The 25200-nt window shown below is 65.6% G+C and carries 21 protein-coding genes; 8 read left to right on the top strand and 13 right to left on the bottom strand.

Annotated features, from left to right (window positions below; all coding sequences use genetic code 11):
• Positions 1-20: 20 nt before the first annotated feature.
• Both AC2FL1_RS00365 and AC2FL1_RS00360 read right to left on the bottom strand, forming a co-directional pair.
• Positions 21-1337 carry a PQQ-like beta-propeller repeat protein gene (locus AC2FL1_RS00365; protein ID WP_496875630.1) on the bottom strand — a complete coding sequence of 439 codons (1317 nt, stop codon included), beginning with the start codon at positions 1335-1337 and terminating at the stop codon, positions 21-23.
• Positions 1338-1401: 64 nt separating this feature from the next.
• Positions 1402-2073: a hypothetical protein gene (locus AC2FL1_RS00360; RefSeq protein ID WP_496875629.1), complete on the bottom strand. Its 672-nt coding sequence runs from the start codon at positions 2071-2073 to the stop codon at positions 1402-1404.
• Between the two features lie 237 nt (positions 2074-2310).
• On the opposite strand from AC2FL1_RS00360, the gene AC2FL1_RS00355 reads away from it, so the two are divergent.
• The 3 genes from AC2FL1_RS00355 (at position 2311) to AC2FL1_RS00345 (ending at position 7808) form a co-directional block, all read left to right on the top strand.
• Positions 2311-3552 carry an efflux RND transporter periplasmic adaptor subunit gene (locus tag AC2FL1_RS00355; RefSeq protein WP_496875628.1) on the top strand — a complete coding sequence of 414 codons (1242 nt, stop codon included), beginning with the start codon at positions 2311-2313 and terminating at the stop codon, positions 3550-3552.
• Complete coding sequence (locus AC2FL1_RS00350; RefSeq protein WP_496875627.1) at positions 3549-7340, top strand: efflux RND transporter permease subunit; 3792 nt, start codon at positions 3549-3551, stop codon at positions 7338-7340. Before AC2FL1_RS00355 ends, AC2FL1_RS00350 begins: the two co-directional genes overlap by 4 nt.
• Positions 7341-7577: 237 nt before the next feature.
• Positions 7578-7808, top strand: coding sequence for a VPEID-CTERM sorting domain-containing protein (locus tag AC2FL1_RS00345; RefSeq protein ID WP_496826321.1), 231 nt, complete (start codon positions 7578-7580; stop codon positions 7806-7808).
• 9 nt (positions 7809-7817) lie between these two features.
• Here AC2FL1_RS00345 and xrtE read toward each other — a convergent pair whose 3' ends face one another.
• From xrtE to AC2FL1_RS00330, 3 genes are all read right to left on the bottom strand, one after another.
• Positions 7818-9401 (bottom strand): exosortase E/protease, VPEID-CTERM system, encoded by a 1584-nt coding sequence (gene xrtE / locus AC2FL1_RS00340; RefSeq protein ID WP_496875626.1) that lies wholly within the window; start codon positions 9399-9401, stop codon positions 7818-7820.
• A 109-nt stretch (positions 9402-9510) separates the two neighbouring features.
• Positions 9511-11337 carry an ABCB family ABC transporter ATP-binding protein/permease gene (locus AC2FL1_RS00335; protein WP_496875625.1) on the bottom strand — a complete coding sequence of 609 codons (1827 nt, stop codon included), beginning with the start codon at positions 11335-11337 and terminating at the stop codon, positions 9511-9513.
• Between the two features lie 71 nt (positions 11338-11408).
• Positions 11409-13157: a LysM peptidoglycan-binding domain-containing protein gene (locus AC2FL1_RS00330; RefSeq protein WP_496875624.1), complete on the bottom strand. Its 1749-nt coding sequence runs from the start codon at positions 13155-13157 to the stop codon at positions 11409-11411.
• Positions 13158-13283: 126 nt separating this feature from the next.
• On the opposite strand from AC2FL1_RS00330, the gene AC2FL1_RS00325 reads away from it, so the two are divergent.
• Positions 13284-13835, top strand: coding sequence for an LOG family protein (locus AC2FL1_RS00325; RefSeq protein WP_496826329.1), 552 nt, complete (start codon positions 13284-13286; stop codon positions 13833-13835).
• Here AC2FL1_RS00325 and rarD read toward each other — a convergent pair.
• The 3 genes from rarD to AC2FL1_RS00310 form a co-directional block, all read right to left on the bottom strand.
• The gene (gene rarD / locus AC2FL1_RS00320) at positions 13772-14692 is read right to left on the bottom strand and encodes an EamA family transporter RarD (RefSeq protein WP_496875623.1); all 921 of its coding nucleotides are present in this window, start codon (positions 14690-14692) and stop codon (positions 13772-13774) included. The two genes, AC2FL1_RS00325 and rarD, sit on opposite strands and share 64 nt — an antisense overlap.
• Positions 14693-14813: 121 nt before the next feature.
• Positions 14814-15584 (bottom strand): enoyl-CoA hydratase-related protein, encoded by a 771-nt coding sequence (locus AC2FL1_RS00315; protein ID WP_496875622.1) that lies wholly within the window; start codon positions 15582-15584, stop codon positions 14814-14816.
• Positions 15585-15766: 182 nt separating this feature from the next.
• A complete protein-coding gene (locus AC2FL1_RS00310; RefSeq protein ID WP_496875621.1) occupies positions 15767-16366 on the bottom strand; it encodes a superoxide dismutase in 600 nt (199 codons plus the stop codon).
• 101 nt (positions 16367-16467) lie between these two features.
• On the opposite strand from AC2FL1_RS00310, the gene AC2FL1_RS00305 reads away from it, so the two are divergent.
• On the top strand, positions 16468-17220 hold the full coding sequence (locus tag AC2FL1_RS00305) for an FkbM family methyltransferase (protein ID WP_496859835.1): 753 nt from the start codon (positions 16468-16470) through the stop codon (positions 17218-17220).
• Positions 17221-17400: 180 nt separating this feature from the next.
• Here the strand turns inward: AC2FL1_RS00305 and AC2FL1_RS00300 are convergent, their stop codons facing one another.
• The 5 genes from AC2FL1_RS00300 to AC2FL1_RS00280 all read right to left on the bottom strand — a co-directional run bounded on the left by AC2FL1_RS00300 (position 17401) and on the right by AC2FL1_RS00280 (position 23025).
• Complete coding sequence (locus AC2FL1_RS00300; RefSeq protein ID WP_496875620.1) at positions 17401-17967, bottom strand: sarcosine oxidase subunit gamma; 567 nt, start codon at positions 17965-17967, stop codon at positions 17401-17403.
• Positions 17960-20992 (bottom strand): sarcosine oxidase subunit alpha family protein, encoded by a 3033-nt coding sequence (locus AC2FL1_RS00295; RefSeq protein ID WP_496875619.1) that lies wholly within the window; start codon positions 20990-20992, stop codon positions 17960-17962. The genes AC2FL1_RS00300 and AC2FL1_RS00295 overlap by 8 nt, the downstream gene beginning before the upstream one ends.
• Positions 20993-21037: 45 nt before the next feature.
• Positions 21038-21367, bottom strand: coding sequence for a sarcosine oxidase subunit delta (locus tag AC2FL1_RS00290; RefSeq protein ID WP_496826343.1), 330 nt, complete (start codon positions 21365-21367; stop codon positions 21038-21040).
• A gap of 4 nt (positions 21368-21371) precedes the next feature.
• Positions 21372-21701 carry a TfoX/Sxy family protein gene (locus tag AC2FL1_RS00285; protein ID WP_496826345.1) on the bottom strand — a complete coding sequence of 110 codons (330 nt, stop codon included), beginning with the start codon at positions 21699-21701 and terminating at the stop codon, positions 21372-21374.
• Between the two features lie 79 nt (positions 21702-21780).
• The gene (locus AC2FL1_RS00280; RefSeq protein WP_496875618.1) at positions 21781-23025 is read right to left on the bottom strand and encodes a sarcosine oxidase subunit beta family protein; all 1245 of its coding nucleotides are present in this window, start codon (positions 23023-23025) and stop codon (positions 21781-21783) included.
• A 177-nt stretch (positions 23026-23202) separates the two neighbouring features.
• On the opposite strand from AC2FL1_RS00280, the gene ccmI reads away from it, so the two are divergent.
• From ccmI to AC2FL1_RS00265, 3 genes are read left to right on the top strand one after another with little or no spacing between them, the layout of a single operon-like run.
• Positions 23203-24438, top strand: a complete 1236-nt coding sequence (gene ccmI / locus AC2FL1_RS00275; protein ID WP_496875617.1) for a c-type cytochrome biogenesis protein CcmI — start codon at positions 23203-23205, stop codon at positions 24436-24438.
• The gene (gene ruvX / locus AC2FL1_RS00270; protein ID WP_496826349.1) at positions 24435-24899 is read left to right on the top strand and encodes a Holliday junction resolvase RuvX; all 465 of its coding nucleotides are present in this window, start codon (positions 24435-24437) and stop codon (positions 24897-24899) included. The genes ccmI and ruvX overlap by 4 nt, the downstream gene beginning before the upstream one ends.
• A 13-nt stretch (positions 24900-24912) precedes the next feature.
• Positions 24913-25146, top strand: coding sequence for a DUF1289 domain-containing protein (locus AC2FL1_RS00265; protein WP_496826351.1), 234 nt, complete (start codon positions 24913-24915; stop codon positions 25144-25146).
• Positions 25147-25200 lie beyond the last annotated feature (54 nt).

Here is a 25200-nt window from a genome sequence, read left to right as displayed (position 1 = left end):
CCCTATAGCGCGTCCGAGCGTCAACGGAAAGCGTGCAGTTGGCCCGTGGCCCCCACGACATAAAGGGTATTGCCCGCCACCACCGGCCCGGTGGTGGCCCCGCCCGGCACCTCGACCCGGCTGATCATGGCCCCATCCTCGGGGTTGTAGAGCCGCAGATAACCGTCATTCGAGGCGACGATTACCCGCCCACCGGCCAGAACCGGGCCATAATGGGCATAGCTGGCGCCGCGCTTCTTGGGCTTGTCCTTGACGAAACCGGGCAGGTCCTGCGCCCAGATCACGCTTCCGTCGCTGGCGTCGAGCCGGACGATCTGGCTGCGGTCGCTGACCAGGAACACGCTGTCACCCGCCGGCCAGACTGGCCCCAGCGCGCCTTCGGTCGCGGTCCACAGCCGCTCGCCATTGTCGGCGCGAAACGCCACGGTGCGGCCCGAATGGTTGCCCGCGTAAACGGTCGACCCCTGAATCACCGGACTGCCGGTCACATCGCCGATCCGGGCCGCCGCGCGGCCCTTGCGTTGACCCGAGACCGATGCCGCCCAGCGGCGCACCCCGCCATTGCGGAAACTGCCGATCAGGTCTCCCGAGCCAAAGGCAAAGATCACCAGATCCGAGGTCATCGCAGGTGCGGGTGCGCCCAGAACGTTGCCGACGCTGGGCGTGGCCTGAACCTGCCAGGCGATGCGCCCGTCCTTGATATTGATGGCCCAGCCGGTATCGTCTCCGGCCACCAGATAGAGCAGCCCGTCGCGGATGGTGGGCGTGCCCGAACCGGTCGCGTTCAGCTTTTGCTGCCAGCGCACCGCGCCAGATTTGGCGTCGAGTGCGGTCAACAGACCATAGCCGGACGAGACATAGAGAATACCATCGGCATAGGCCATGCCACCGCCTGTGGCCTGTCCTTCGTCCTCGCCCGGCGGCACCAGATTGGTTTGCCAGGCCAGTCCGCCACCCGGAGTCACCCCCGAGACGCGGGCGGCGCTGTCGAGCGTATAGATCAGCCCACCCGCCACCACCGGATCGGCGGTGATGCGCTGACGCTTTTCATCGCCCGATCCGATCGGGGTCGACCAGATCCGTTGCGGCGTGCTGCGCAGGGCGGGATGAGCGGTGCGGAACGCCTCGGTACCCGGCGCCTGCGCCCAGGTGCTGTTGGCCTGTTGCGACGGCAGCCGGATGGCGCGGCCTTGATTGACCACCGCGTCGGTGGCACCGGGGCGGATATCCTCGCGCTCACCGGGCAGGATCACCTCGGGTTCGGCACAGGCCGAGAGCAGCAGCAGCGCGCTGCCCATCAGGGATGCCCCGATCCGGGAGAAAGAGCTGGTCACCATGGTCGAACTCGCCTGTCTTTCGTTTTCTCTTTGCGGCCGCGCGGCGCTGTCCGTGTCCCGGGGCTCAGCCCTGACGGGTGGGCAGCGGTGCGGGGTCGGCCCCCAGCGCCACCATCAACTGAGTTGCGCGCTGTTGCAAGTCCGTGCTGACCTCGGCGTCCTCGCGGATGGATTGCAGCCGGGCCAGCGCGGCCTCGGTCTCGCCCTCGGCGATGTCGATCAACGCCAGCTGCTCCTGCGCCAGCAGACGCAGCGGCGCGCCGGGTTGGGCCAAAGCCTCGTACCGCTGCCGGCGGTCGGCGACAGGCAGCGTTTCCGCCTGCAACAGCAGCGCCTTGAAGGCGGCGATCTCGCGATAGATCTGCGGCAGTTCCCCCTGCGACGCCAGCGCGTCAAGCCGGGTGACTGCCGCCACATTGTCCCCGTTGCCGGATTCGGCCGCCGCCGTCAGCAGCGCCAAGACCGCGTCGCCGCCGGTGCTGGCGGGTTCGATCCCGGCCAGCGCCTCGGCCCGCGAAGCGGCATCGTTGGAGGAAAGCGCCGCGATCACCGCATCGCCCAGCGCCTCGGCGCGGGCGGTGGCCTGCGCCTTGGAATATTCGTTCCAGGCCGCGCCGCCGACGATGGCCAGCACCGCAAGCCCGCCGATCCAGCCCCAGCGCTTGAGCAGCAGGAACATTCGGTCGCGGCGAACCTCTTCGGTGACCTCGTCAATGAAACTGTCGGTGTCGCTCATTCCTGGCCCCTGCCCTGTTATCCTGACCTTTTCGGTTCCGGCCTCTCATACCGCGCGCCACCGGGCAAGCCAAGAGGTGCCGAACCTGCATTTTTCTTGCGCATTTGCCAAAATGGGGCGAAAAATGAACTGAACTGGACAGTTCAGTATGGACAAGACGCGACGGAAACCCCATGTCTCTGCGCAAATAGCCCGGACCCCGTATTTTGACCGGGTTGGATTGAAGAAAGGTACTTCATGCGACTGGTTCCCTTCCTCACCGCGATCCTCGTGACCGTCACGCTTTACATGATGGTTTTCGAACGCCAGGCGCTGATGGCCTTTGCCAAGGCGGAAACCGCCAGCCGGGCCGAGGCGGACGCCGCGCCCGTCTCCGATCCCGTCGGTGCCGCCATTGCCGAGACCGCCGCCGTGGGCGTGGTGGTGTTGCGCTCGCAGGCAACCGAGATCGACAGCGCGGTGGTGCTGCGTGGCCAGACTCGCGCCATCCGGCAGGTCGAAGTGCGGGCCGAGACCACCGGAGCCGTAATTTCCGAACCCAAGCGCAAGGGCGCCTTCGTCGAGGCCGGCGATCTGCTGTGCGAACTCGATCCGGGCACTCGTCCCGCCAGCCTGGCCGAGGCGCGCGCGCGCAAGGCACAGGCCGAAAGCTCGATGCCCGAGGCCGAGGCGCGTCTGGACGAGGCCGAGGCGCGGCTGAAGGAGGCCCGCATCAACGACAACGCCGCGCAGAAACTAGCCGAGACCGGGTATGCTTCAGAAACCCGCCGCGTATCGACCGAAGCTGCGGTCCGGTCAGCCGAGGCCGGGATCAAGGCCGCAGAGGCGGGACTGGAAACCAGCCGCGCCAGCATCGAGGCCGCCACCGCCGCCGTGGCCGCTGCCCAGCGCGAGATTGACCGGCTCACCATCGAGGCGCCGTTCCAGGGCCTGCTGGAAAGCGATACCGCCGAGTTGGGCAGCCTGCTGCAACCCGGCGCACTCTGCGCCACCATCATCCAGCTCGACCCGATGAAGGTGGTTGGCTTCATCCCCGAGACCGAGGTGAACCGGGTGCAGGTGGGCGCGCTGGCCGGGGCCGAACTGGCCACCGGGCTTCAGGTGCAGGGCCGGGTCACCTTTCTCAGCCGTTCGGCGGACCAGACCACCCGCACCTTCGAGGTCGAGATCACCGTGGCCAACCCCGAACTGCTGATCCGCGACGGCCAGACAGCAACCATCGCGATCTCGTCCGACGGGGCCAAGGCGCACCGGCTGCCGCAATCGGCGCTGACGCTGAACAACGAGGGCGAGTTGGGCGTGCGTACCGTCGAAGAGGGCAACAAGGTGGGCTTTGTCCCGATCGAGCTTGTCCGCGACACGCCGACCGGCATCTGGGTGACCGGGCTGCCCGAACAGGCCAATGTGATCGTGGTCGGTCAGGATTTCGTGACCGAGGGCGTCACCGTGGAACCGACCTGGCGGGAGGCTTCTGAATGACCGGTATCGTCGACTGGGCCGCATCCCGGGCGCGGATGGTTCTGGCCTTCATCGCGATCTCGCTGATGATCGGCGGGGTGGCCTATGTGAACCTGCCCAAGGAGGGTGAGCCGGATATTGAGATTCCGGCTCTGTTCGTGTCGGTCAGCTTCCCCGGCATTTCCGCCGAGGACAGCGAAAGCCTGCTGGTCAAGCCGATGGAGAACGAGCTGGCGGATCTGGACGGGCTGAAGAAGATGTCCTCCACCGCCGCCGAGAACTATGCAGGCGTGGCACTCGAGTTCGAATTCGGATGGGACAAGACCGCGATCACTGCCGATGTGCGCGACGCGATGAACACCGCCCAGGCCAGTTTCCCAGACGGGGCCGAGCAATATACGCTGACCGAGATCAACTTTTCCGAGTTCCCGATCGTCATCGTCAACCTGACCGGCGCCGTCCCCGAACGCACCATGGCGCGCATCGCCAAGGATTTGCAGGACGACCTGGAATCGCTCGACGCGGTGCTCGAGGCAGGGATCGCGGGCAACCGCGACGAGATGCTCGAAGTGATCATCGACCCGCTGCGGCTCGAAGCCTATAACGTTACCGCGCTGGAACTGATCAATGTGGTGCAGAACAACAACCAGCTGATCGCGGCGGGCGAGATCGAGAGTGAACAGGGCTCGTTCGCGGTCAAGATCCCCTCGTCCTTCAAGACCGCGCGCGATGTCTATGACCTGCCGATCAAGGTCAATGGCGACCGGGTGGTGCGGCTGGGTGAGCTGGCGCAGATCAACTATACTTTCGAGGACCGCAAGGGCACCGCGCGTTTTGACGGCGAGAACACCGTCGCGCTGCAAGTGGTCAAGCGCAAGGGTTTCAACCTGATCGACACGGTCGAACAGGTAAAGGAGACCGTGGCCAAGTCGCGCGCCGCCTGGCCGCCCGAATTGCAGGCCGCCGTTCAGATGGGTACCTCGAACGACCAGAGCCGGGTCGTGGGCTCGATGGTCAGCCAGCTCGAAGGCTCGGTGCTGACCGCGATCGCGCTGGTGATGATCGTGGTGCTGGCAAGCCTGGGCAGCCGCGCGGCGCTGCTGGTGGGCTTTGCCATCCCGACCTCGTTCCTGCTGTGTTTTGCCTTTCTGGCGGCGATGGGCGTGTCGATCTCGAACATCGTGATGTTCGGTCTGATCCTGGCGGTGGGGATGCTGGTCGACGGCGCCATCGTGGTGGTGGAATATGCCGACAAGCGGATCAAGGACGGCATCGGCCCGATGCATGCCTATGTCGAGGCGGCGCAGCGGATGTTCTGGCCTGTGGTCTCGTCCACGGCGACGACGCTCTGCGCCTTTCTGCCGATGCTGTTCTGGCCGGGAGTTCCGGGCGAGTTCATGGGGATGCTGCCGGTCACGCTGATCTTCGTGCTTTCGGCCTCACTGGTGGTGGCACTGATCTATCTGCCGGTCATGGGCGGTGTGTCGGGCCGCATCAGCCGCGTGTTCAACCGCATGTCCGAATGGCTGCGCGCGCGCACGCCCTGGGTGGTGCGCGCGGCCCTGGTGCCGCCCGCGCTCTACGGCATGTTCCTGGGTGCGATGCAGCTGTTGAACCCCGCCTATCTGCTGCCGCCCGGTGCGCCGGGCGGGACGCTTGTCGGTGCGGTGCTGTTCCTCCTGTCGGCCTTTGCCGCCTCGGTCACGCTGGGCGCCGCCCGGATCGAGATGCCTCAGCGCCGTGTCGCCGCCCCTGGCGGGCACACGCCCTTTGGCCATGTGATCAAGTTCATCGCCGGCAATCCGGTGATGCCCATCGTCTCGATCTTTGCGGTGATCTTTGCCGTCTATCAGGTGGTTTTCGTGATCTTCCCCGAGCGCTCGCTGGGGGTGGAATTCTTTGTCGAGAGTGAACCGGAACAGGCCACCACCTATGTCCGCGCGCGGGGCAACCTGTCGCTGGCGGAAAAGGATGTGCTGGTGCGCCAGGCCGAAGAGGTGATCGCCGCCCACCCGGCGGTGGTCAACGTGTTCTCCTTTGCCGGCGAGGGCGGGCTGGATCAGAACAACGGCGGCGCCCAGGCGCCCGCCGACACGGTGGGCCAGATCCAGTTCGAGATCATCCCGTGGGAGGACCGCCCCACCGAAACCCACCCGCTGACGGGCTGGCTGGGCAGCCGCATGAGCGCCTGGCTGGGGTTCGAGGAAGAGGTGGTCGCCGCCGAATATGACGGCGATTTCGTGCTGGAACAGCTAAGCAACGAACTGGCCAAACTGCCCGGCATGGTGGCCGAGATCGAGGCATTGGGCCGTGGCCCGGCCTCGGCCAAGCCCGTGCATCTGCGTATCAAGGGTGACGATTGGAACACGCTGCTGGCCACCACCGCTCAGGCGCGCGCCACATTCGATGAGACGGCGGGCCTGATCAAGATCGAGGACAACCTGCCCCTGCCCGGCATCGACTGGCAGATCGACGTGGACGTGGCCAAGGCGGGCCGCTTCGGGGCCGATGTGGCCACCGTCGGCGCCATGGTGCAGCTGGTCACGCGCGGCGTGTTGCTGGGCGAATACCGCCCAGCCGATGCCGATGACGAGATCGAGATCCGCGTTCGCCTGCCGGAAAAGGACCGGGTGCTGAGCACGCTCGACACGCTCAAGGTACGCACGCCCGAGGGGCTGGTGCCGCTGTCGAACTTCATCAGCCGCAAACCGGTCGAGAAACTGGCCAAGATCAACCGTGTCGACCAGCAACGCTATTTCGACGTCAAGGCGGATGTGGAGCCGGGCCTGTTCAAACTCGTCTCGGCCGATGATCCGCAGGCGGAACTGGCTGTGCTGCGCGCCCTGCCTCAAGGTGTGACGCCAACAGGCGAGGTGTTGACCCGCCCTGCCGATGGCGCACTGTTCCAGATCGTGAGCATTGCCGGCTTCGAAACTGCCGCCTCCGCGCAAGATGCCGTCGACGCGGGCAGCGCGCGCTTTGCCCCGATCAATGCCAACGAGCGCATCGCCACGCTGACCCAATGGTTGGAATCCGACCCTTTCGGCCCGGCGGTGGAATGGGAATGGACCGGCGATCAGGAGGACGAAAAGGAAAGCCAGGAATTCCTGTCCAAGGCCTTTGCCGCGGCGCTGGGGCTGATGTTCATCATCCTGCTGGCGCAGTTCAACAGCTTCTACAACTCGGTACTGGTGCTGCTCGCCGTGATCCTCAGCACCACCGGCGTGCTGATCGGCATGATGGTGATGGGGCAACCCTTCTCGGTCATCATGACCGGCACCGGTATCGTGGCGCTGGCCGGGATCGTTGTGAACAACAATATCGTGCTGATCGACACCTATCAGGAATACAGCCGCTACATGCCCCGGATCGAGGCCATCGTGCGCACCGCCGAGGCGCGGATCCGGCCTGTGTTGCTGACCACGATCACCACCATGGCCGGCCTGACACCGATGATGTTCGGGCTCAGCCTCGATTTCATCAATGGTGGCTATTCGATCGACAGCCCCACGGCTCTGTGGTGGAAACAGCTGGCCACGGCGGTGGTGTTCGGCCTGGGCATCGCAACCATTCTGACGCTTGTGGTGACGCCGTCTCTGCTGGCGCTCAGGGTTTGGACCTCGACTTATCTTCTGATGATCGGACGTGGATTGGCACGGATCACCGCGGGACGATCCAGCCGCATCGCCCGCGATATGATCCTGCGCCGCTCGGCCAAGCGACTGAAGGCAACCGAGATCATCTGGGATCCGATGCAGGCCGAACCACCTCGGATCGTGCCCGATCAGCCGCTGAAGGCCGCCGAATAAAGCCCTTGGCCAGCGCGGCGCCATTCCCGCCCGAGTCGCGCGGATAAGCAGCAACGGCAGGCCCACATCGGGCCTGTCGGGCCTGTGATTGACAATGGAAAGGACGCAATCGCCCTTGGGCTGCGGCCATCGTTTCCAGAGTTGATCCGAAGTGTGGCAAAACCTTGAAAAGATCAAGGCAACAGGTCATGCTGTCCGGCAAGGAAAAAAGGGAGCTGCACCATGCTCAACAAGGCTATGACCACGACAAGTGCCGCAATCTCGGCCCTGGTTCTGACGGCCACATCCGCAACAGCGCAGATCTCTGACTACTACTTCTGGTGGTGGGGTGGCTGGAGCTATGGCGGCGGTGGCGGAACCCGTTCCTCGGTGCCCGAGATCGACGCTTCGACCGGGGCTCTGGCGCTGGCTGCGGTGGCAGCGGGGCTGTTGCTGGCACGCGAGATGCACCGCCGTAAAAGCCGCTGAGCCTGCGCGTCAGATCAGGGTCCAGTCACCGGTGAGCAGCGCGGTCAGCGCGACCAGCCCGTTGGCGACCGCATGCGCCAGAACTGCGTCTCCCAGACGCCCCCGGCGCAGCGCAACGCCCGCAAAAACGAGGCCGGCCAGACCAGCCTCGATCACGCGTCCGTGAAGGAACGCAAAGGCAAGGCTGGTCACAGCGACTGACAGGGCCGTTTGCCAGGCCGCAGGGCCAGACAACAGTTGCAGCAGATAGCCACGGAAAAACCCCTCTTCGATCATCGGCACCAACAGCGTCGTGCCAAGGATGCGGCAGAGGATCCATCCTGCCAGCGCCGCTCCGGTCAGTTCTGACAGCCCCACGGGCGCGACATCGCCGCGAAAGAACAGGATCCAGCCCGCGCCCACCACGAGACCGGCCATCAGGGCCAGCGGGTCCAGCCGCCAGTCAAGCGCCAGCAGCGGTTTGCGAAACATCCACAACGCCGCCGCCATCAACCCTGCCTGAAGGGGATACCCCAGGCCGGGGGATTGCCACAGGCTTTGCACCAGCAGGCCCGACAGCATGAACACGATGAAGGGCGCGATCAATGCCGCATTCAGGTCCTCGCGCAGCGGCTCACGCGCCCCGGTTCCGCGCCTCGTGACCGGAGCCCGGTGCAGCGAGGGTCGCGCCTGCACCACCCAGATCACGCCCAGCGCCAAGAGGGTAAAGAACAGCCAGCCCGCAAAGCTGTGAAATCCGTTCACCGCCAGTTCCGGCGACAGCCGCGCTCCGATCGCGATCAGGGCCGCGATACGTAGAATATTGAACACCCAGCTGACCAGCAGCGCCAGCGGGAACACGATCAGCCAGAAACGACCCAACCGCAGCGTGTCGCGCATCAGCACCGAATAGATGACAAAGAACCCGGCAGTCAGGGCAAAACCCTCGATCCCCGAGCATGTACCAGCCATCTCGACAAAGAAGCCCTCGGTGCCGATGGTGGCCGTCTCGGGGCTGAGCACCACGTGAAAACCCAGCGCCGCCAGCACCACCGCCACCCCGTAGAAGGTGGTCAGGATCAGGCCATGAAACGCCCACCAGAGCGGCGCAAGCGCATCGGCCAGATCGGGGATCAGCAGTGCCACCAGCACCACCAGCGCCAGCCCGGCGCCACCCTCGCGCAGCAGGCCCGGCAGGTCGCGGCGCGGCAGCAGCAGGAACAGGGCACCGATCGCGGTCAGGACCGCCCCCGCCAGCAATGTGGCCAGATGTGCCTGGAAATCGGCGTTCAGACTGGCCGGATCCGCCCTGAGCCAGGGCACGAAGATCAGGCCCAACCCGATCAGATGCACTGCCCACCAGCGCCGCGCCTCGGCATCGGGATTGTCTGCGGCGGCAACCAACCGGCGCCGCAGATGCGGCCGGAACCAGATGAACAGACCCAGACCAATCCCGACACACAGGATGCGGATGGTCGCACCGCGCAAGGCCCGGCAAGCGGTTTCGCTATCGGTAAGGCTGCATTCAACCGACGAAAACACCTGAAAGACCAAGATGATGGCCAGCATCTCCAGGGCAAATAAGACGGTCAGTTTCTGAAACTGGTGCCGCAACACCGCGTTGATCCTCGTAACGCGCCCGCAACCCACGGGCGCGTTTCAGCTATCGCGCGAAAAGGGCATGACTGTGAAGGGTAAATGACGGTTCCAAGGCGCGCGCGTATCAGGCCGCCTCGTCCTCGCCCGCCTGCTGGCGCGTCCAGAGCTGGGCATAGCGCCCACCGCGCGACAAGAGCGTATCATGGGTACCCTGCTCGACGATCTCGCCCTTTTCCAGCACCACAATCTTGTCGGCCTCGGCAATGGTGCTGAGGCGATGGGCGATGGTGATCACCGTGCGCCCCTCGCCCGCAAGGGCCAATGCCTCTTTGATCTCCTGCTCGGTCTCGGTGTCCAGCGCGCTGGTCGCCTCATCCAGCAGCAGGATCGGGGGGTTCTTGAGCAAGGTACGCGCGATGCCCACCCGCTGCTTCTCGCCACCCGACAGTTTCAGTCCGCGCTCGCCCACCTTGGTGTCATAGCCTTCGGGCAGCGAGGCGATGAAATCGTGGATCTGGGCCGCGCGCGCCACCGCCTCGACATCGGCCTGCGTGGCGTTCTCGCGGCCATAGGCGATGTTGTAACGGATGGTGTCGTTGAACAGCACGGTATCCTGCGGCACCACGCCGATGGCGTCATGCAGGCTGGTCTGCGTAACATCCCGGATGTCCTGCCCGTCGATCTTCAGCGCGCCGCCGGTCACATCGTAGAACCGGAACAAGAGCCGCCCGATGGTCGACTTGCCCGAGCCGGTGGCGCCGACGATGGCCACGGTCTGTCCCGCCGGTACGTCGAGTGTCACGCCCTTGAGGATCTCGCGATCCGCCTCGTAGCCGAAGCGCACATCCGTCAACGTGATCTCGCCGCCGCTGACCTTGAGCGGCGCGGCATCCGGCTTGTCGCTGACCTCGGCGGGCTGTTCCAGCAGATCGAACATCTCGCCCATATCGACCAGCGCCTGCCGGATCTCACGATAGACAGTGCCCAGAAAGTTGAGCGGAACGGTGATCTGGATCATATAGGCGTTGACCATGACGAAATCGCCCACGGTCAGTTGCCCCGCCTGTACACCCAGCGCCGCCAGCACCATGACCCCGATGAGGCCGCAGGTGATCAGCAAAGATTGGCCAAAGTTGAGAAACGCCAATGAATACGAGGTCTTGAGCGCCGCGCGCGCATAGGCCTGCATCGACTGGTCATAGCGGTTCGCCTCGCGTTCCTCGGCGCCGAAATACTTGACCGTCTCGAAATTCAGCAGGCTGTCGATGGCGCGCTGATTGGCCTCGGTATCCTGGTCGTTCATCTCGCGGCGCAGTTTCACCCGCCATTCGGTCACCGCGAAGGTGAACCAGATATAAAGCGCGATGGTCCCCACCACCACGACCAGATACCAGACATCGAACAGGTACATCAGGATCGCCGCCACCAGAACCAGTTCCAGGATCAGCGGGCCGATGGAAAACAGCATGAAGCGCAAGAGGAACTCGACCCCCTTGACCCCGCGCTCGATGATGCGGCTCAGCCCGCCGGTCTTGCGGGTGATGTGATAGCGCATCGACAGACGGTGGATATGGCGAAAGGTCTCCAGCGCCAGCGCCCTGAGCGCCCGCTGCCCGACCGGGGCAAACAGCGCATCGCGCAGCTGTTGGAAGCCCACCGTCAGCATCCGCGCCACGCCATAGGCCACGGTCAACCCGACCGCGCCCAGCGCCAAGGGCGGCACGCCCTCTCCCGCCAGCGCATCGACCGCGCCCTTGTAGAGGATGGGGGTATAGACCGCGATCAGCTTAGCCAGCACCAGCATCGCCATGGCCGCCAGTACCCGGCGTTTCACCCATCCCTCGCCCTTGGGCCAGAGATAGGGCGCCACCCGGCGCAGGGTGCGCAGGCCCGAGCGGCGCTCGGCGGATGCTGTCTGATCCGCCGGGGCGGTGTGTGCCAGTCGTCTCATCACGTACCCTCGTTGCGGTCAGAGCGTCGGTTCGGGGTAACCCCTGGAGCGTGGCGGCACAAGGCTGCCGCTTACTCGGGCACGGTAAAGACCTGGCCGGGATAGATCAGGTCGGGGTCGCGGATGGCGTCTCGATTGGCCTCGAACACCTTGACGTAGAGCACGCCATCGCCATAGCGCTCGCGCGAGATGGCCCAGAGCGTATCGCCCTTCTGCACGGTGACCGCGCGCACCGGCGGCTGCTGGGGCGCGGCGGGGTCGGCCTCGGGCTGGGCCGGGCGCAGCACCTCTGGCGCCTCGCGCTTGAACGGAGTTTCCAGCCGGCTCAGCACCGCGCCCTGCGCGTCCAGCTCGTCCAGCCGCAGCGTATAGACGCCGGGCGCGATATCCACGATCTCGCCGCGCCATTTGCCCAGCGCATCGGCGGTCATGTCGGCCACCGCGCGATTGTCGAAATAGGCCCGGATCAGCGAGCCGACATTGGCGCGGCCCGCAAGGCGCACATTGCCCACATCGTTATAGCCGATCGTATCCAGCGCGACGCGCTGCGGTTCCACGGTCTCGGGCTGTTCGACAGGCTGGACCAGTTCCACCCCGCTCTCATCCGAGCGCAACACCGCCACGCGGGCGGGCGCTTCGGGCGTGACCGCGGGTTGCGGAGCTTCGGTGATCTCCTCCTGTGCCGACTGTTCGGGTGCGGCCACTTGCGCTGTCGCCTCGATGACCGGGCCGGTGCTTTCTTCCGGCTTGGACGCCGGCTGTTCGGGCGCGGGCTGCGATACTTCGGCCGTTTCCACCGGTTCAGGTTGCGGCGCCGGCGCGGAACTTTCGGGCGTCGCCTTCGCAACCACTTCGGCGCCCTCGTCAACGGGATCCGCAGCCGTTTCAGCCTCGGGGATCGCAGCGGCCAGCTGCTCGCTGACGGGCGCGGGTTCGGCGTCACCGGCCACCGGCGCGGTTTCGGCGGTTTCGACAGGTTCCGGAGCGGCGTCGGTTTCAGGCTCCGGTTGCGCCGCCGAGGCGACTGGGGCGGGTTCCGGCTGCGGCACGGGTGCCGCCTTGGTCGTCTCGATCGGCTCCGCGGCCGCTTCCGCGATCTCGGTCGGCTCCCCCGCATCGACCGGTTCTGGCTGCGGTTCGGGCTTTGCCTCGGCAACCGCGACCGGCTGCGGTTCGGGCAGCGCGGCAAGGATGTAGTCGCCAGACAGCGCCTCTTGCCCATCGCGGGCGGCGCGAAGGGTCAGAACGCGAGCGGCGGCGCTGAACGGCACCGTCAGGAACTCGGCGAATTTGCCGTCGCCGGGCACCTCGAAATCATGCAGAGCCGCACCGTCCAGCAACACCGCGATTCGCGCCCCGGCGGGGGCACTGCCCGAGAGCAGCGCGGTGCCGTCGGGCTCGACAAAGATCTGATCCAGGACGGGCGCACCAAGCACGGCCGGCTGTTCCGCTGTCTCAACCGGAGCGGCGTCGGGCGCTTCGGGCGCGGCCTCGCTCTCTGCTTCGGCGGCAGCCTCCGGTTCCGGCGTGGCGGCCTCGGCTGTGGCCTCGGGCTCGGAAGCCGGAGCGGCTGCGCCCTCGGGCGCGGGATCGGGTTTGGTTTCGGTCGTTGGCTCGACCGCTGCAACCGCGGGATTTTCCTCTTTTTTCTCAGAATCTTGTGGGACATTCGCCACAACGGGAACCGGCGCTGCCGGATCCTGCCTGCCGCCGATCACGCCTCCGAAATAGAGCCCGGCCACCCCGGCCACCAGAACGCCTCCCGCAACGACCGCCCAGCCAAAAGCGCCAAGCCCCCCGGTTCCGGTTTCTCCTGCCATGTCCGTCCTTCCCCATTCACGGACAAGGCACTTGGCCCGATCCGTCCCATCACGGTTGAGCCGCCCCGCCGTTCCCGATATCAGAGCCCCATCTCTCTGCTCTCGATGACCCCGGAAAGGCCGCCCATGACCGTCAAATCCGTTTGTATCTATTGCGGATCGCGCGCCGGAGCAATGCCCGCCTATGCCGAGGCGGCCCGCCGGATGGGCGCCCTGCTGGCCGAGGCTGGCTGGCGGCTGGTCTATGGCGCCGGCGATGTGGGCCTGATGGGAGAGGTCGCGCGCGCGGCCCAGGCTGCGGGCGGCGAGACCTTTGGCGTGATCCCGGTGCACCTGTTGCGCCGCGAGGTCGGCAAGACCGACCTGAGCACCTTTGTCGTGACCGAGACCATGCATGAACGCAAGAAGGTGATGATCATGAACGCTGACGCGGTTGTGGTCCTTCCCGGCGGCCCCGGATCCCTCGATGAACTCTTCGAGGCGCTCACTTGGCGGCAGCTCGGCCTGCATGACAAACCGATCCTGGTGATGAATGTGGACGGCTACTGGGACCCGCTGCGCAGCCTGATCGACCGCACGGTGGATCAGGGCTTTGCCGATGCCTCGCTTGCGGATTACCTGACCTGGGTCGACAGGCCCGAAACCGCCATGGCGGCCCTGCGCGCCGCCCTGTCCTGACGGACCAGCGACAGCGAGAACACCGCCACCGCCCCCCAGATCAACGCAAAGGCGATGCCGTGCCAGCGTGTGAAGGGCTCGCCAAAGATCACCACTGCGCACATGAATTGCAGGGTCGGGTTGATATATTGCAGCACGCCCACCGTCGACAGCGGCACCCGGCGCGCGGCATAGCTGAACAGGATCAGCGGGATCGCCGTCAGCGGCCCCGACCCGATCAACAGGAGAGAAGTGGTCAGATCGCCGCCAAACGCCCCCTGCCCGCGCAGATGAAACCAGGCCAGCACCGACAGGAACAATGGCATCATGATCACGATCTCGGCCGTGACCGAGATCACCGGCCCCAGCGGCAGGAACTTCTTGACCGCGCCATAGAGCGCAAAGCTGCATGACAGGATCAGCGCCACCCAGGGTGCTACGCCCAGCCCCCAGGTCAGCAGGGCAACCGCCAGCGCCGCCAGCACCACCGCCAACCATTGCCCGCCGCTCAGCCGCTCGGCAAACCAGAACCGTCCGATCAGCACCGCGATCAGCGGAAAGATGTAATAGCCCATCGAGGCCTCGGTAGCATGGCCAAGCTGGATCGACAGGATAAAGACGAACCAGTTGAGCGAGATCATCACCGCCGCCAGCGCGATCAGCGCGGTCTGGCGCGGGCCGGCATAGGCGCGGCGCAGCTCTCCCAGTCGCCCCTGCATCGCCAGATAGACACCGAACAGCAGGACGGACCAGAACGTGCGGTGGGACAGCACCTCGGGCGGGGGCACATGCGCGAGCAACTTGTAGTAGAGCGGCGAGAGACCCCAGACCAGACAGGTCCCGATCATCGCCAGAATACCGCGCCCGCGCTCGTCCATACCCTGCCCTCGCCCGTTGCCGGGCGGGAATGCCCCTACCCGTTGCCGGGCGGCAATACCCCTGCCCGTTACCGCGCGGTGATGCCCCGCGCGGCACCGCTTGGCAAGCGCGAGTTGTCGCTCACTCGGTCCAGTCCTGATGGCGACGACCCGGATCCATGAAATGCTCGATCATCACCGGGGTCGCCAGCGCATAGGCATCCTCAAGCGGCAGGCCCCGATGCCGGTCGAGCGTCGCGATCCCGCGTCTGAGCGGACCCTGATTGCACGCGGCCAGGTCACGGGCCAGCGCGCCCACATGCGCCGCCAGTGTCTCGTCGGGCAGGATGCGGTTGATCAGACCCGCCGCCAGTGCCCAGTCGGCGCCATAGGTGGCGCTGGTCATCGCCATTTCCTTGACTGCGCGCGGCCCGATCAGACGCGACACCGCCACCGCGGGCGTGGTACAGAAGCCGCCATTCTTCACCCCCGGCAGACAGAACCGCGCAGCGGGACCGGCATAGGCCAGATCGCAGGAGGCCATCAATTGCAGGCCGGCGGCGGTGGCAATCCCCTCGACCATGGCGATTGTGGGTTTGGGGCAGCGCGCCAGGTCCAGCATCAGCGCAGCGCAGGCCGCGAAAAGATCGGTGACAAAGGCCTTGCCCTCGTCGGGGTCGGCCCGGTGGCGCGCAATCTCCTTGAGGTCATGCCCGGCGCAGAAGATGCGCCCCGGCCCATGGATCACCAGCACATGCACCCGGTCATCGGCCATCGCTCGCGAAAGCGCGTCGTGCAGCGCCGCGATCATCGCCCGCGACAGCGGATGCGCGGGCGCCCGGCCCAGGGTCAGGGTCAACACAGCCTCGCTCAGTTCCTCGCCCAGCAGCGGTTCCTGGGGCATGTCTGTCATGCGATCGTCCTCCCGGCGGCAGAATGCCCTCTGCCACCCCGCCTGGCCAGCCCCTTCATTTCGCAAAAAATACTCCGGGGGAGTCGCCTTCAGGCGGCGGGGGCAGCGCCCCCTCCTCTGCCAAAGAAAAAACCCGGCCCCCGAAACAGGGACCGGGTCGAAAGCCTGCCAGCCTGCGGCGCTTACATGCGCGAGGCGACGTTTTCCCAGTTGACCAGATTGTCGAGGAAGTTGGTCAGGTAGGCCGGGCGCTTGTTGCGGAAGTCGATGTAATAGGAATGCTCCCACACGTCACAGCCCAAGAGAGCGGTCTGACCAAAGCAGAGCGGGTTCACACCGTTCTCGGTCTTGGTCACGGCCAGCGAACCGTCGGCATTCTTGACCAGCCAGCACCAGCCCGAGCCGAACTGCCCGGCACCGGCGGCCGAAAACTGCGATTTGAACTCGTCGACCGAGCCAAAGCTCTCGGCAATCGCCTTTTCCAGTTCGCCCGGCATCTTGCTATCGCCCGGGCCCATCATTTCCCAGAACTGGTTGTGGTTCCACAGCTGGCTAATGTTGTTGAAGATGCCATTCTGCGCCACGGCGGTCTTGTTGTAGGTGCCGGTGATGATCTCTTCCATCGACTTCGATTCCCACTCGGTCCCGGCGATCAGCTTGTTGCCGTTGTCGACATAGGCCTTGTGGTGCAGGTCGTGGTGATATTCCAGCGTCTCGGCGCTCATGCCCTTGGAAGCCAGCGCATCATGTGCATAAGGAAGGTCGGGAAGTTCAAAAGCCATCTTGGCCCCCTGTTGAAATTTCTGTTGCGGTCCCATGGTTACATGCTTCCCGGGCGGGCAGAGGTCAAGGGCCGAGACGGCAAAAGCGGGGTATGGGGCACATGTTCACCGGATTGCGCAAGATGGCCTACCGGGCGCGCGGTTATTATGCGGGCGCGCTGAATGGCGAGCCCTTCCGGCTCGACCCCTATCATTCCAAATTCTGGCGCAAGGCCACGGCCGGCGGCTGGGAGCCTGAAACCTTTGCCGTGCTCGACCAGCACCTGTCGCCCGATCGCGACTATGTCGATATCGGCGCCTGGATCGGGCCGACCGTGCTTTATGCCGCGCGCCGGGCGCGCCATGTCTGGTGTTTCGAGCCCGATCCGGTGGCGCTGCGCCATCTCTTGTGGAACCTGGAGCTGAACGACATCCGCAATGTCTCGGCCTTTGGCGTGGCACTGTCGGACGGGTTCGGGCTGGCGCGCATGGCCTCGTTCGGGGGCGAGGCCGGGGATTCGATGACCTCGCTGCTGGCGTCGGGGGCGCATGGCACCGAGGCGCTGACCATCGGCTGGGACCAGTTCGCCCAAACCGGCGACCTGTCCGGCGTCTCGCTGGTCAAGATGGATGTCGAAGGGGCCGAGTTTGGCGTGGTGCCGACGCTGGCCAACTGGCTGCGCGCCCATCGCCCCGCCTTTTACCTGTCGACGCACGCCCCGTTTCTGGAGGAAGCGGCGCGGCCCGAGGCGATGGCAGGCCTTGCAGGCGCGCTGGACTTCTACGCCTCGGCCACCGACGAGGCCGGCGCCGCCGCCGACCTGACCGCGCCCGAGGCCCAAAGCCGCTTTCGCAGTTTCCTGTTCAGCGGCTGAGGGAGCGGACCCAACGGTACTTCGACCACTCAACGGATCGTGCAGAACACGCCGTCGCGCTAGGATATCTCTGACGCAAGTCCTCTCCTTTCGCGGCAAATGATCATCCCGAAACATAAAAGCCCGGCCCCCATCAGGGACCGGGCAATTCAATCGCTGGCGACAAAGCCGCCGAAGCGCTCAAAACACGCCGACAGCGCTTCCCGGTTGTGCAGCCACTTTCAGCAGCTTGAACACGTAATCGGCGACCGACCGGAAGCAGATGATGCAGAAGCTGCCATCCTCCTCCATCCAGAAGGCACCGGCCACCTGCGCCAGGCGCGAGCGGCGGAAATCGCCGGGGCCGAACGCGCCCGGGGCGAAATCGACCGGGGCGAGCTTGGCCATCACTTCGCGCGCGTTTGCGCCCGAGACACGGAACATGGCGCGGGCATCCGACACATCCACCGCCAGGCTATGGGCATCTCCCAAGGCCTTGGTCATGGCGGCCAGCTTGTCGCCTACCTCGGCATGGGGCACCAGCACCAGCAGCTCGTCCGGCGACATCCAGCACAGAGCGCTTTGGCCCGCCACATTGGCGCGGCGCTGGCCGGGCATGTCCTGCCCGGTGGCGCCGGTGGCCGCTGCGATGACCGGTTTCGAAGCCAGATCGCCCCGCAGGGTGATCATGCCTTGCAGGCCGCATTCCTCGACCCGCACGATGCCGTCATAGGCGGCACCCATCAATGCGCTGACAGGTTTAGACATTCTGTTTCGCCCCTTCCTTGTCATAGAAAACCGGGTCCACGATCTTGGCCTTGTAGGTCCTGCCGTCGGTGCCGGGGAATTCGACGATCTCGCCCATCCTGTCCGGCCCGTGCTGGATCAGGCCCATGGCGATGCCACGGCCCAGGTTCGCCGAGTAATAGGTCGAGGTGACCCGCCCGATCATGTTGCGCTGACCATTGGCGTTGACGCCCTCGCCCACCGCATAGGCGCCATCCGGCAGAACCGAGCCGTCGACCGTTTCCAGACCCACCAGTTTCCAGCGGTCGCGATCGGCCATGTGGCTGCGTTCCTGCGCGCGCTTGCCCAGGTAATCGTCCTTTTTCTTGGACAGAGCCCAGTGCAGCCCCAGATCCTGCGGGATCACGGTGCCGTCGGTCTCGTCCCCGATCATGATGAAGCCCTTTTCGGCGCGCAGGATGTGCAGGCACTCGGTGCCATAGGGCATGACGCCGAATTCCTTGCCCGCATCCACCAGCGCCTCCCAGAAGGCCAGACCCTGGCTTGCCGGGACCGCGATCTCATAGCTCAACTCGCCCGAGAACGAGATGCGATAGGCCCGCGCGTCGAACTCACCGATCCGCCCGTCGCGCCATTCCATGAAGGGCAGCGCCTCGGCCGACAGATCCATGCCGCCGCCCGCCTTGGCGTTCAGCTTTTCCAGCACCTTGCGGGCCTTGGGGCCGACCACGGCGATCTGGGCATATTGCTCGGTCACGTTGGCGACATAGACTTTCCAGTCCCACCATTCGGTTTGCAGCCATTCTTCCATGTGGCCATGGATACGCTCGGCGCCGCCGGTGGTGGTGTGACACAGGAACGTGTCCTCGTCGATCCGCGCAACCACGCCGTCATCGATAAGAAACCCGTTTTCCGAACACATCAGGCCATAGCGGCATTTGCCCGGTTTCAGCGTGCTCATCATGTTGGTGTAGAGCATGTCGAGGAACTTGCCCGCATCCGGCCCCTTGACGATGAGCTTGCCCAGCGTCGAGGCATCGAGCAGGCCGAGGTTCTCGCGGGTGTTCTTGACCTCGCGATTGACCGCGTCATGCACGCTTTCGCCCGGACGTACATAGGCAAAGGGACGGCGCCACTGGCCGACCGGTTCCCAGTCGGCACCATTGGCGTTGCTCCAGTCATAGATCGGCGTCTTGCGCACCGGCTGGAACACCTCGCCGCGCGCCTCGCCGCCGATGGCGCCCATCGAGATCGGCGTATAGGGCGGGCGGAAGGTGGTGGTGCCGACCTGCGGGATATCTGAATTCAACGCATCAGCAAGGATAGCCAAGCCGTTGATATTGCTCAACTTACCCTGATCCGTTGCCATGCCCAGCGTGGTATAGCGCTTGGTATGCTCGACGCTTTCATAGCCCTCGCGCGCCGCCAGCTGCACGTCCGAAACCTTGACGTCGTTCTGGAAGTCGAGCCAGGATTTCATCCGCAGCTGGATTTCTGCATTGGCGGGCATCAGCCAGACCGCCTCCATTGCGTTCTCACCCGTGGCCGCGCCCTCGGGCGCCTTGGTGCGCTTGGGGGTAAAGCCGGCGGCTTTGGCCGCGGCCTTGCCAGCGGCATCGGCGTCGGCCATCACCTGATCCAGTGCCAAGGGCCCGTTTGCGGAACCGGCTGCCACCACATAACCCTTGCCATCCGCGCCCAGCGGCGGGCGGTCGGGATCGGGGCGGAAATGCGCATTGGCGCGGTCCCAGATCAGCTTGCCGCCGCAATGGGACCACATATGCACCACCGGCGACCAGCCGCCCGACATCGCGACCGCATCGGCCTCGACCTCTTCACGCGCGCCGCCGACACCGTCCTGGTTACAGATCGAGACCTTCTTGACCCGCTTGCCGCCCTTGACCTTGGCAATCGCCTTGCCGGGATCGACCCGGATGCCCAGCGCGCGCGCCTCGTCAGCCAGCGCACCGCCGCCCTCCTTGCGGGCATCGAGAATACGCAGCACGTCGACACCGGCCTGTTTCAGGATGATGGCGGTGCGATAGGCGTCATCATTGTTGGTGGCGACCACCACGCGCTGACCCAGGGTCACACCCCAGTTCACCACATAGTCGCGCATCGCACCCGCCAGCATCACGCCGGGCACATCGTTGCCTGCAAAGGACAGCGGGCGTTCGATGGCGCCGGTGGCGCTGACGATCTGCTTGGCGCGGATCCGCCACAAGCGATGGCGCGGCCCCGGCACGCCGGGAGTATGGTCGGCCACCCGCTCGTATCCCAGCGCATAGCCGTGATCATAGACACCGGCGCCCATGGTGCGGGCCCGCAGGGTGACATTCTCCATCGCTTCCAGCTCGGCCACGGTGCGGCTCACCCATTCGTCGGGCGACAAGCCGTCGATGGTGCCACCATCGACCGGCGCGCGGCCACCCCAATGGGCGGTCTGCTCGATCAGCAGCACCCGCGCGCCCGAGCTTGCTGCCACCTTGGCCGCCTGCAACCCGGCCACGCCGCCGCCGATCACCAGGATATCGGTATGGACATGGAAATGCTCATAGGTATCGGCATCCACCAGCTCCTTGTCGGGCGCCTTGCCCAGACCGGCCGAGCGGCGGATGATCGGCTCGTAGACATGTTTCCAGAACGGCGCCGGGTGGATGAACATCTTGTAATAGAACCCCGCCGGCAGAAAGCGCGACAGATAGGTGTTCACCGCTCCGATATCGAAATCGAGGTTCGGCCAATGGTTCTGGCTGGCGGCCTTGAGACCATCGAACAGCTCGGTCGTGGTGGCGCGCTGGTTCGGCTCGAACCGCGCCCCCTCGCCCAGACCGACCAGTGCGTTGGGCTCTTCTGCGCCGCTGGCCACCACCCCACGCGGGCGGTGATACTTGAACGAGCGGCCCATCATCATCTGGTCGTTGGCCAGAAGCGCCGAGGCGAGCGTATCGCCCTCGAACCCACGCATGGTGGTGCCATTGAAGGTAAAGGTCACCTGCTTCGAACGGTCGATCAGGCGGCCCTGTTTTGCGAGACGGGTGCTCATCTTACGTGAACCTTTCGCAAGAGAAGAACGGGAAGAAGGTGGACATCAGGAGAATTCCCTCCAGCTCCAGCCGGGGCGGCGGGCCGAGATCGCGTCGCGGATTTCCTGCGGCGGGCCGCTGACCTGCGCCTTGTAGGTGCCGAATACTTCCAGCGTGGCGGTACAGCGGGCGGCATGGAACCACTTACCGCAGCCCGAGGCATGCCGCCAGCGTTCCAGATGCACACCCTTGGGGTTTTCGCGGGTGAACAGATAGCCGTGAAGCTCGTCATCGCTCGAGCCCGGGCCGAAACGCTTCAGATGCGCTTCGCCGCCTGCGGCGAGTTCGGTTTCATCGGCCTCGACCCCGCAATAGGGACAGGTAAGGATCAGCATGTCTTCATCCTTTCGGCGGCAGGCCAGCCGCATGGGCCAGCGAGAATTCGGTCAGTTTCGCGCGGAGCGCGTCGTCTTCAAAGGCGCCGGCGTCCAACTCCACCATTCCGCCCATCGGGCGGCCGGTGAACGAGAGAGGTTGCGCGCCCAGTTCCAGCGCCGCGCCCTCTTGCGCCTTGCCGGGGCGGTACATGGCGCCGTCGCGGGTGACGCCGCAGACCATGTTGCCATGCAACAGAAAGCAGAGCCCGCCGAACATCTTCTTTTCGGACAAGCCCGGCTCCACGCCCAGATCGGCGCGCATCGTCTCGGCCAAGGCTTCGGAATAGGCCATCACGCCCCCCTCGCGTCTGCGCGGCGAGCAGAGTTTTCGACGAAAACTCTGCACAAGATTTTTCGGAGAAAAATCTTGGTCAATGCGCCACCCCTGCAGCCACGCTTTCGTCGATGAAGCGGCCTTCCTTGAAGCGGTCCAGCGAGAAGGCCTCGGCCAGCGGCGAATGGCCAGTTGCCATCAACTGTGCCATGGCCCAGCCGGATCCGGGGATCGCCTTGAACCCGCCGGTACCCCAGCCGCAGTTGATGAAACAGCCGCCCAGCGGCGTTTTCGAGATGATGGGCGAGCGGTCGCCGGTCATATCCACGATGCCGCCCCATTGGCGCAGCATCTTGAGCCGGCTGATCATCGGGAAGGTCTCGACCAGGGCGCGCACGGTCTCCTCGATATGGTGGAAGCTGCCGCGCTGGGTAAAGTTGTTGAACCCGTCGGTGCCGCCGCCGATCACCATCTCGCCCTTGTCGGATTGCGACATGTAGCCATGCACCGTGTTGGCCATCACCACCACGTCCATGCAGGGCTTGATCGGTTCGGACACCAGCGCCTGTAGCGCCAGCGCCTCGACCGGCAGGCGGAAGCCCGCCATCTCGGCCAGCTGGCCGGAATGGCCCGCCACCACGACGCCCAGCTTGCCGCAATCGATCGACCCCTTGGTGGTGTCGACACCGACGACCTGCCCGCCCTCGCGGCGCACGCCGGTGACCTCGCATTGCTGGATGATGTCCATGCCCATGGCCGAGCAGGCCCGGGCATAGCCCCAGGCCACCGCATCGTGACGCGCAGTGCCGCCCCGCTCTTGCCAGAGCGCGCCCAGCACCGGGTAACGGGGCCCGTACAGGTTGATGATTGGCACCAGCTGCTTGACGCGCTCGGGGGTGATCCACTCGGTCTTGACCCCTTGCAGCGCATTGGCATGCGCGGTGCGCTTGTAGCCGCGGATCTCGTGCTGGGTCTGGGCCAGCATCATCACGCCGCGCGGGCTGAACATCACGTTGTAGTTCAGGTCCTGGCTCATCGTCTCGTAGAGCGAGCGGGCCTTTTCATAGATCGCCGCCGAAGGATCCTGGAGGTAGTTCGAGCGGATGATGGTCGTGTTGCGACCGGTATTGCCGCCGCCCAGCCAGCCTTTCTCGATCACGGCCACATTCTGTATGCCGTAATTCTTGCCAAGGTAATAGGCGGTGGCAAGCCCGTGACCGCCAGCGCCGACGATGACGACGTCATAGCGTTTCTTGGGCTCGGGCGAGCGCCAGGCGCGCTCCCATCCGGTGTGATAACGCAGCGCTTCGCGCGCAACGGCAAAGGCGGAATAGTGCTTCATGTGCGAATCCGATCCGGTTCGTGACTTGGTGGCAGATATGCCGTGCCCCCCCAGCATAGCCCCGTCCCGGACCGCCGCAATATTGCGAGATTGCGACATGGCACCGCCTCGCGTCCTTTTGCCCCTTTTTTCAGCGCACAGGCAGGTCTAGATGAAGGGCATCAACGCGGAGCGCTCATGACATTCTGGATCCTCGTCACCCTGATGGCCCTGACCGTGGCGGCGCTGCTGGCGCTGTCCATGCTGCGCGCGCGCGCTGCGGCGGAACCGGCGGCGGCTTATGACCTGCGTGTCTATCGCGATCAGCTTGCGGGCGTTGACCGCGATCTGGCGCGCGGCGTGATCGACGCCGCTGATGCCGAGCGCATCCGCACCGAGATCTCGCGCCGCATCCTGGCCGCCGATACCCAGATGCGCGCCGAGGCCGAAGGCGCCGGACAGTCCCGCCGCAAGGTCGGGCTGGCGGCGCTGGTGGGCGCTGTGGTGATCGTGGGCGGCACGATGACGCTCTACACCCGGCTGGGCGCGCCGGGCTATGGCGATCTGCCGCTGCAACTACGCCTCGACATTGCCCAGGCCAACCGCACCGACCGCCCCGGCCAGACCGAGGCCGAAGCCCGTGTGCCACCGCAGCCCGCGCTTCAGCTGGAACCGGGCTATGCCGATCTGCTGGAGAAACTGCGCGACACCGTGGCCCGGCGCCCCGACGATATCCAGGGCCATATGTTGTTGGCCCAGCATGAGGCCAATACCGGCAACTTCCAGGCGGCCTATACCGCCAAGGGACGCGTGATCGCCCTGCTTCAGGGCGATGCCAGCCCGCAGGATTACACCGAACAGGCCGAATTGATGATCCGCGCCGCCGGCGGCTATGTCTCGCCCGAGGCCGAGGCCGCGCTGTTCGAGGCGCTGCGGCGTGACCCCGAATACGGGCCCGCGCGTTATTACTGGGGCACCATGCTGGCCCAGATCGGGCGGCCCGACCTGGCCTTCAACACTTGGGCGCGTACATTGCAGACCGCTCCGGCGGGCACTGCCTGGGGCGAGGCGATCCGAGACCAGATCGGCGAACTGGCGATGCGCGCCGGGGTCACCGACTATACCCCGCCCGCCCCGCCAGCCACCACCGCGCTGCCCGGACCCCGGCGAGAGGATATCGAAGCGGCTTCTGAAATGGACGCAGAGACCCGGGCCGAAATGATCCGTGGCATGGTGACCCGCCTGTCGACCCGGCTGGCCACCGAAGGCGGAACGCCGCAGGAATGGGGTCGCCTGATCGGCGCCCTTGCCGTGCTGGGCGAAACCGACCGCGCCCGCGCCATCCTGGACGAAGCGCGTCAGGTCTATGCCGAAAGCGCGGATGCGCTGGTGCTGATCGAGAGCGCCGCGCAAAAGGCGGGGCTGGCCGAATGATCTGCGACACGGTCGAGGAATTCGCCGCCGCCCTGCCCCCGTTCAGCGCGCTGGCCGGGCTTGATCTGGGTGACAAGACCATCGGTGTCGCCGTGTCCGACCGGATGCGCGGCGTGGCCACCCCGCTGGAAACCATCCGCCGCAAGAAGTTCGGGCTGGATGCCAGCGCCCTGCTTGCAATTCTCGAGCAGCGCGAGATCGCAGGGATCGTGCTGGGCCTGCCCCGCAACATGGATGGCAGCGAGGGGCCGCGCTGTCAGTCGACCCGCGCCTTTGCCCGCAACCTGAGCCGCCTGACCGAGGTTCCGATCACCTTCTGGGACGAGCGCCTGAGCACGGTTGCCGCAGAAAAGGCGCTGCTTGAGGCGGATACGACACGAAAGCGTCGCTCAGAGGTGATCGACCATGTGGCGGCGGCCTATATCTTGCAGGGGGCGTTGGATCGCCTGCGCAATCTCTAGGGGGCTTTGGCCGATGTCCGACATGGTCTGGAAACGCAACGAGGTCGACAGCCCCTGCATCCGCATCTGCGTGGTGCACCCAACCGAGCGCATCTGTACCGGCTGCTATCGCTCGATCGACGAGATCTCACGCTGGTCGAAGATGCAGCCCGAGGAACGCCGCGCCATCATGGAAGACTTGCCGGGCCGCGCGCCGCAACTGCGCAAGCGCCGGGGAGGCCGGGCCGCGCGGCAGGCGCAGGACTGAACTGCTCTTTGCCTGAACAGACGCCGCCCGCATCCGGAATGCGCGGACGGCACT

The organism is Ruegeria sp. YKSF070 (assembly GCF_059612725.1).
This window is presented reverse-complemented; position numbering and strand designations above follow the sequence as displayed.

Excerpts from the sequence above, each read along its gene's own strand:
- AC2FL1_RS00305 (WP_496859835.1), top strand. The coding sequence starts at position 16,468 with ATGTTCACCGGATTGCGCAAGATGGCCTACCGGGCGCGCGGTTATTAT.
- AC2FL1_RS00295 (WP_496875619.1), bottom strand. The coding sequence starts at position 20,992 with ATGAGCACCCGTCTCGCAAAACAGGGCCGCCTGATCGACCGTTCGAAG.
- AC2FL1_RS00350 (WP_496875627.1), top strand. The coding sequence starts at position 3,549 with ATGACCGGTATCGTCGACTGGGCCGCATCCCGGGCGCGGATGGTTCTG.
- rarD (WP_496875623.1), bottom strand. The coding sequence starts at position 14,692 with ATGGACGAGCGCGGGCGCGGTATTCTGGCGATGATCGGGACCTGTCTG.
- AC2FL1_RS00280 (WP_496875618.1), bottom strand. The coding sequence starts at position 23,025 with ATGAAGCACTATTCCGCCTTTGCCGTTGCGCGCGAAGCGCTGCGTTAT.
- ccmI (WP_496875617.1), top strand. The coding sequence starts at position 23,203 with ATGACATTCTGGATCCTCGTCACCCTGATGGCCCTGACCGTGGCGGCG.
- AC2FL1_RS00355 (WP_496875628.1), top strand. The coding sequence starts at position 2,311 with ATGCGACTGGTTCCCTTCCTCACCGCGATCCTCGTGACCGTCACGCTT.
- AC2FL1_RS00330 (WP_496875624.1), bottom strand. The coding sequence starts at position 13,157 with ATGGCAGGAGAAACCGGAACCGGGGGGCTTGGCGCTTTTGGCTGGGCG.
- AC2FL1_RS00290 (WP_496826343.1), bottom strand. The coding sequence starts at position 21,367 with ATGCTGATCCTTACCTGTCCCTATTGCGGGGTCGAGGCCGATGAAACC.
- AC2FL1_RS00345 (WP_496826321.1), top strand. The coding sequence starts at position 7,578 with ATGACCACGACAAGTGCCGCAATCTCGGCCCTGGTTCTGACGGCCACA.
- AC2FL1_RS00325 (WP_496826329.1), top strand. The coding sequence starts at position 13,284 with ATGACCGTCAAATCCGTTTGTATCTATTGCGGATCGCGCGCCGGAGCA.
- AC2FL1_RS00365 (WP_496875630.1), bottom strand. The coding sequence starts at position 1,337 with ATGGTGACCAGCTCTTTCTCCCGGATCGGGGCATCCCTGATGGGCAGC.
- ruvX (WP_496826349.1), top strand. The coding sequence starts at position 24,435 with ATGATCTGCGACACGGTCGAGGAATTCGCCGCCGCCCTGCCCCCGTTC.
- AC2FL1_RS00300 (WP_496875620.1), bottom strand. The coding sequence starts at position 17,967 with ATGTCTAAACCTGTCAGCGCATTGATGGGTGCCGCCTATGACGGCATC.
- AC2FL1_RS00315 (WP_496875622.1), bottom strand. The coding sequence starts at position 15,584 with ATGACAGACATGCCCCAGGAACCGCTGCTGGGCGAGGAACTGAGCGAG.
- AC2FL1_RS00360 (WP_496875629.1), bottom strand. The coding sequence starts at position 2,073 with ATGAGCGACACCGACAGTTTCATTGACGAGGTCACCGAAGAGGTTCGC.
- AC2FL1_RS00285 (WP_496826345.1), bottom strand. The coding sequence starts at position 21,701 with ATGGCCTATTCCGAAGCCTTGGCCGAGACGATGCGCGCCGATCTGGGC.
- AC2FL1_RS00265 (WP_496826351.1), top strand. The coding sequence starts at position 24,913 with ATGTCCGACATGGTCTGGAAACGCAACGAGGTCGACAGCCCCTGCATC.
- AC2FL1_RS00335 (WP_496875625.1), bottom strand. The coding sequence starts at position 11,337 with ATGAGACGACTGGCACACACCGCCCCGGCGGATCAGACAGCATCCGCC.
- AC2FL1_RS00310 (WP_496875621.1), bottom strand. The coding sequence starts at position 16,366 with ATGGCTTTTGAACTTCCCGACCTTCCTTATGCACATGATGCGCTGGCT.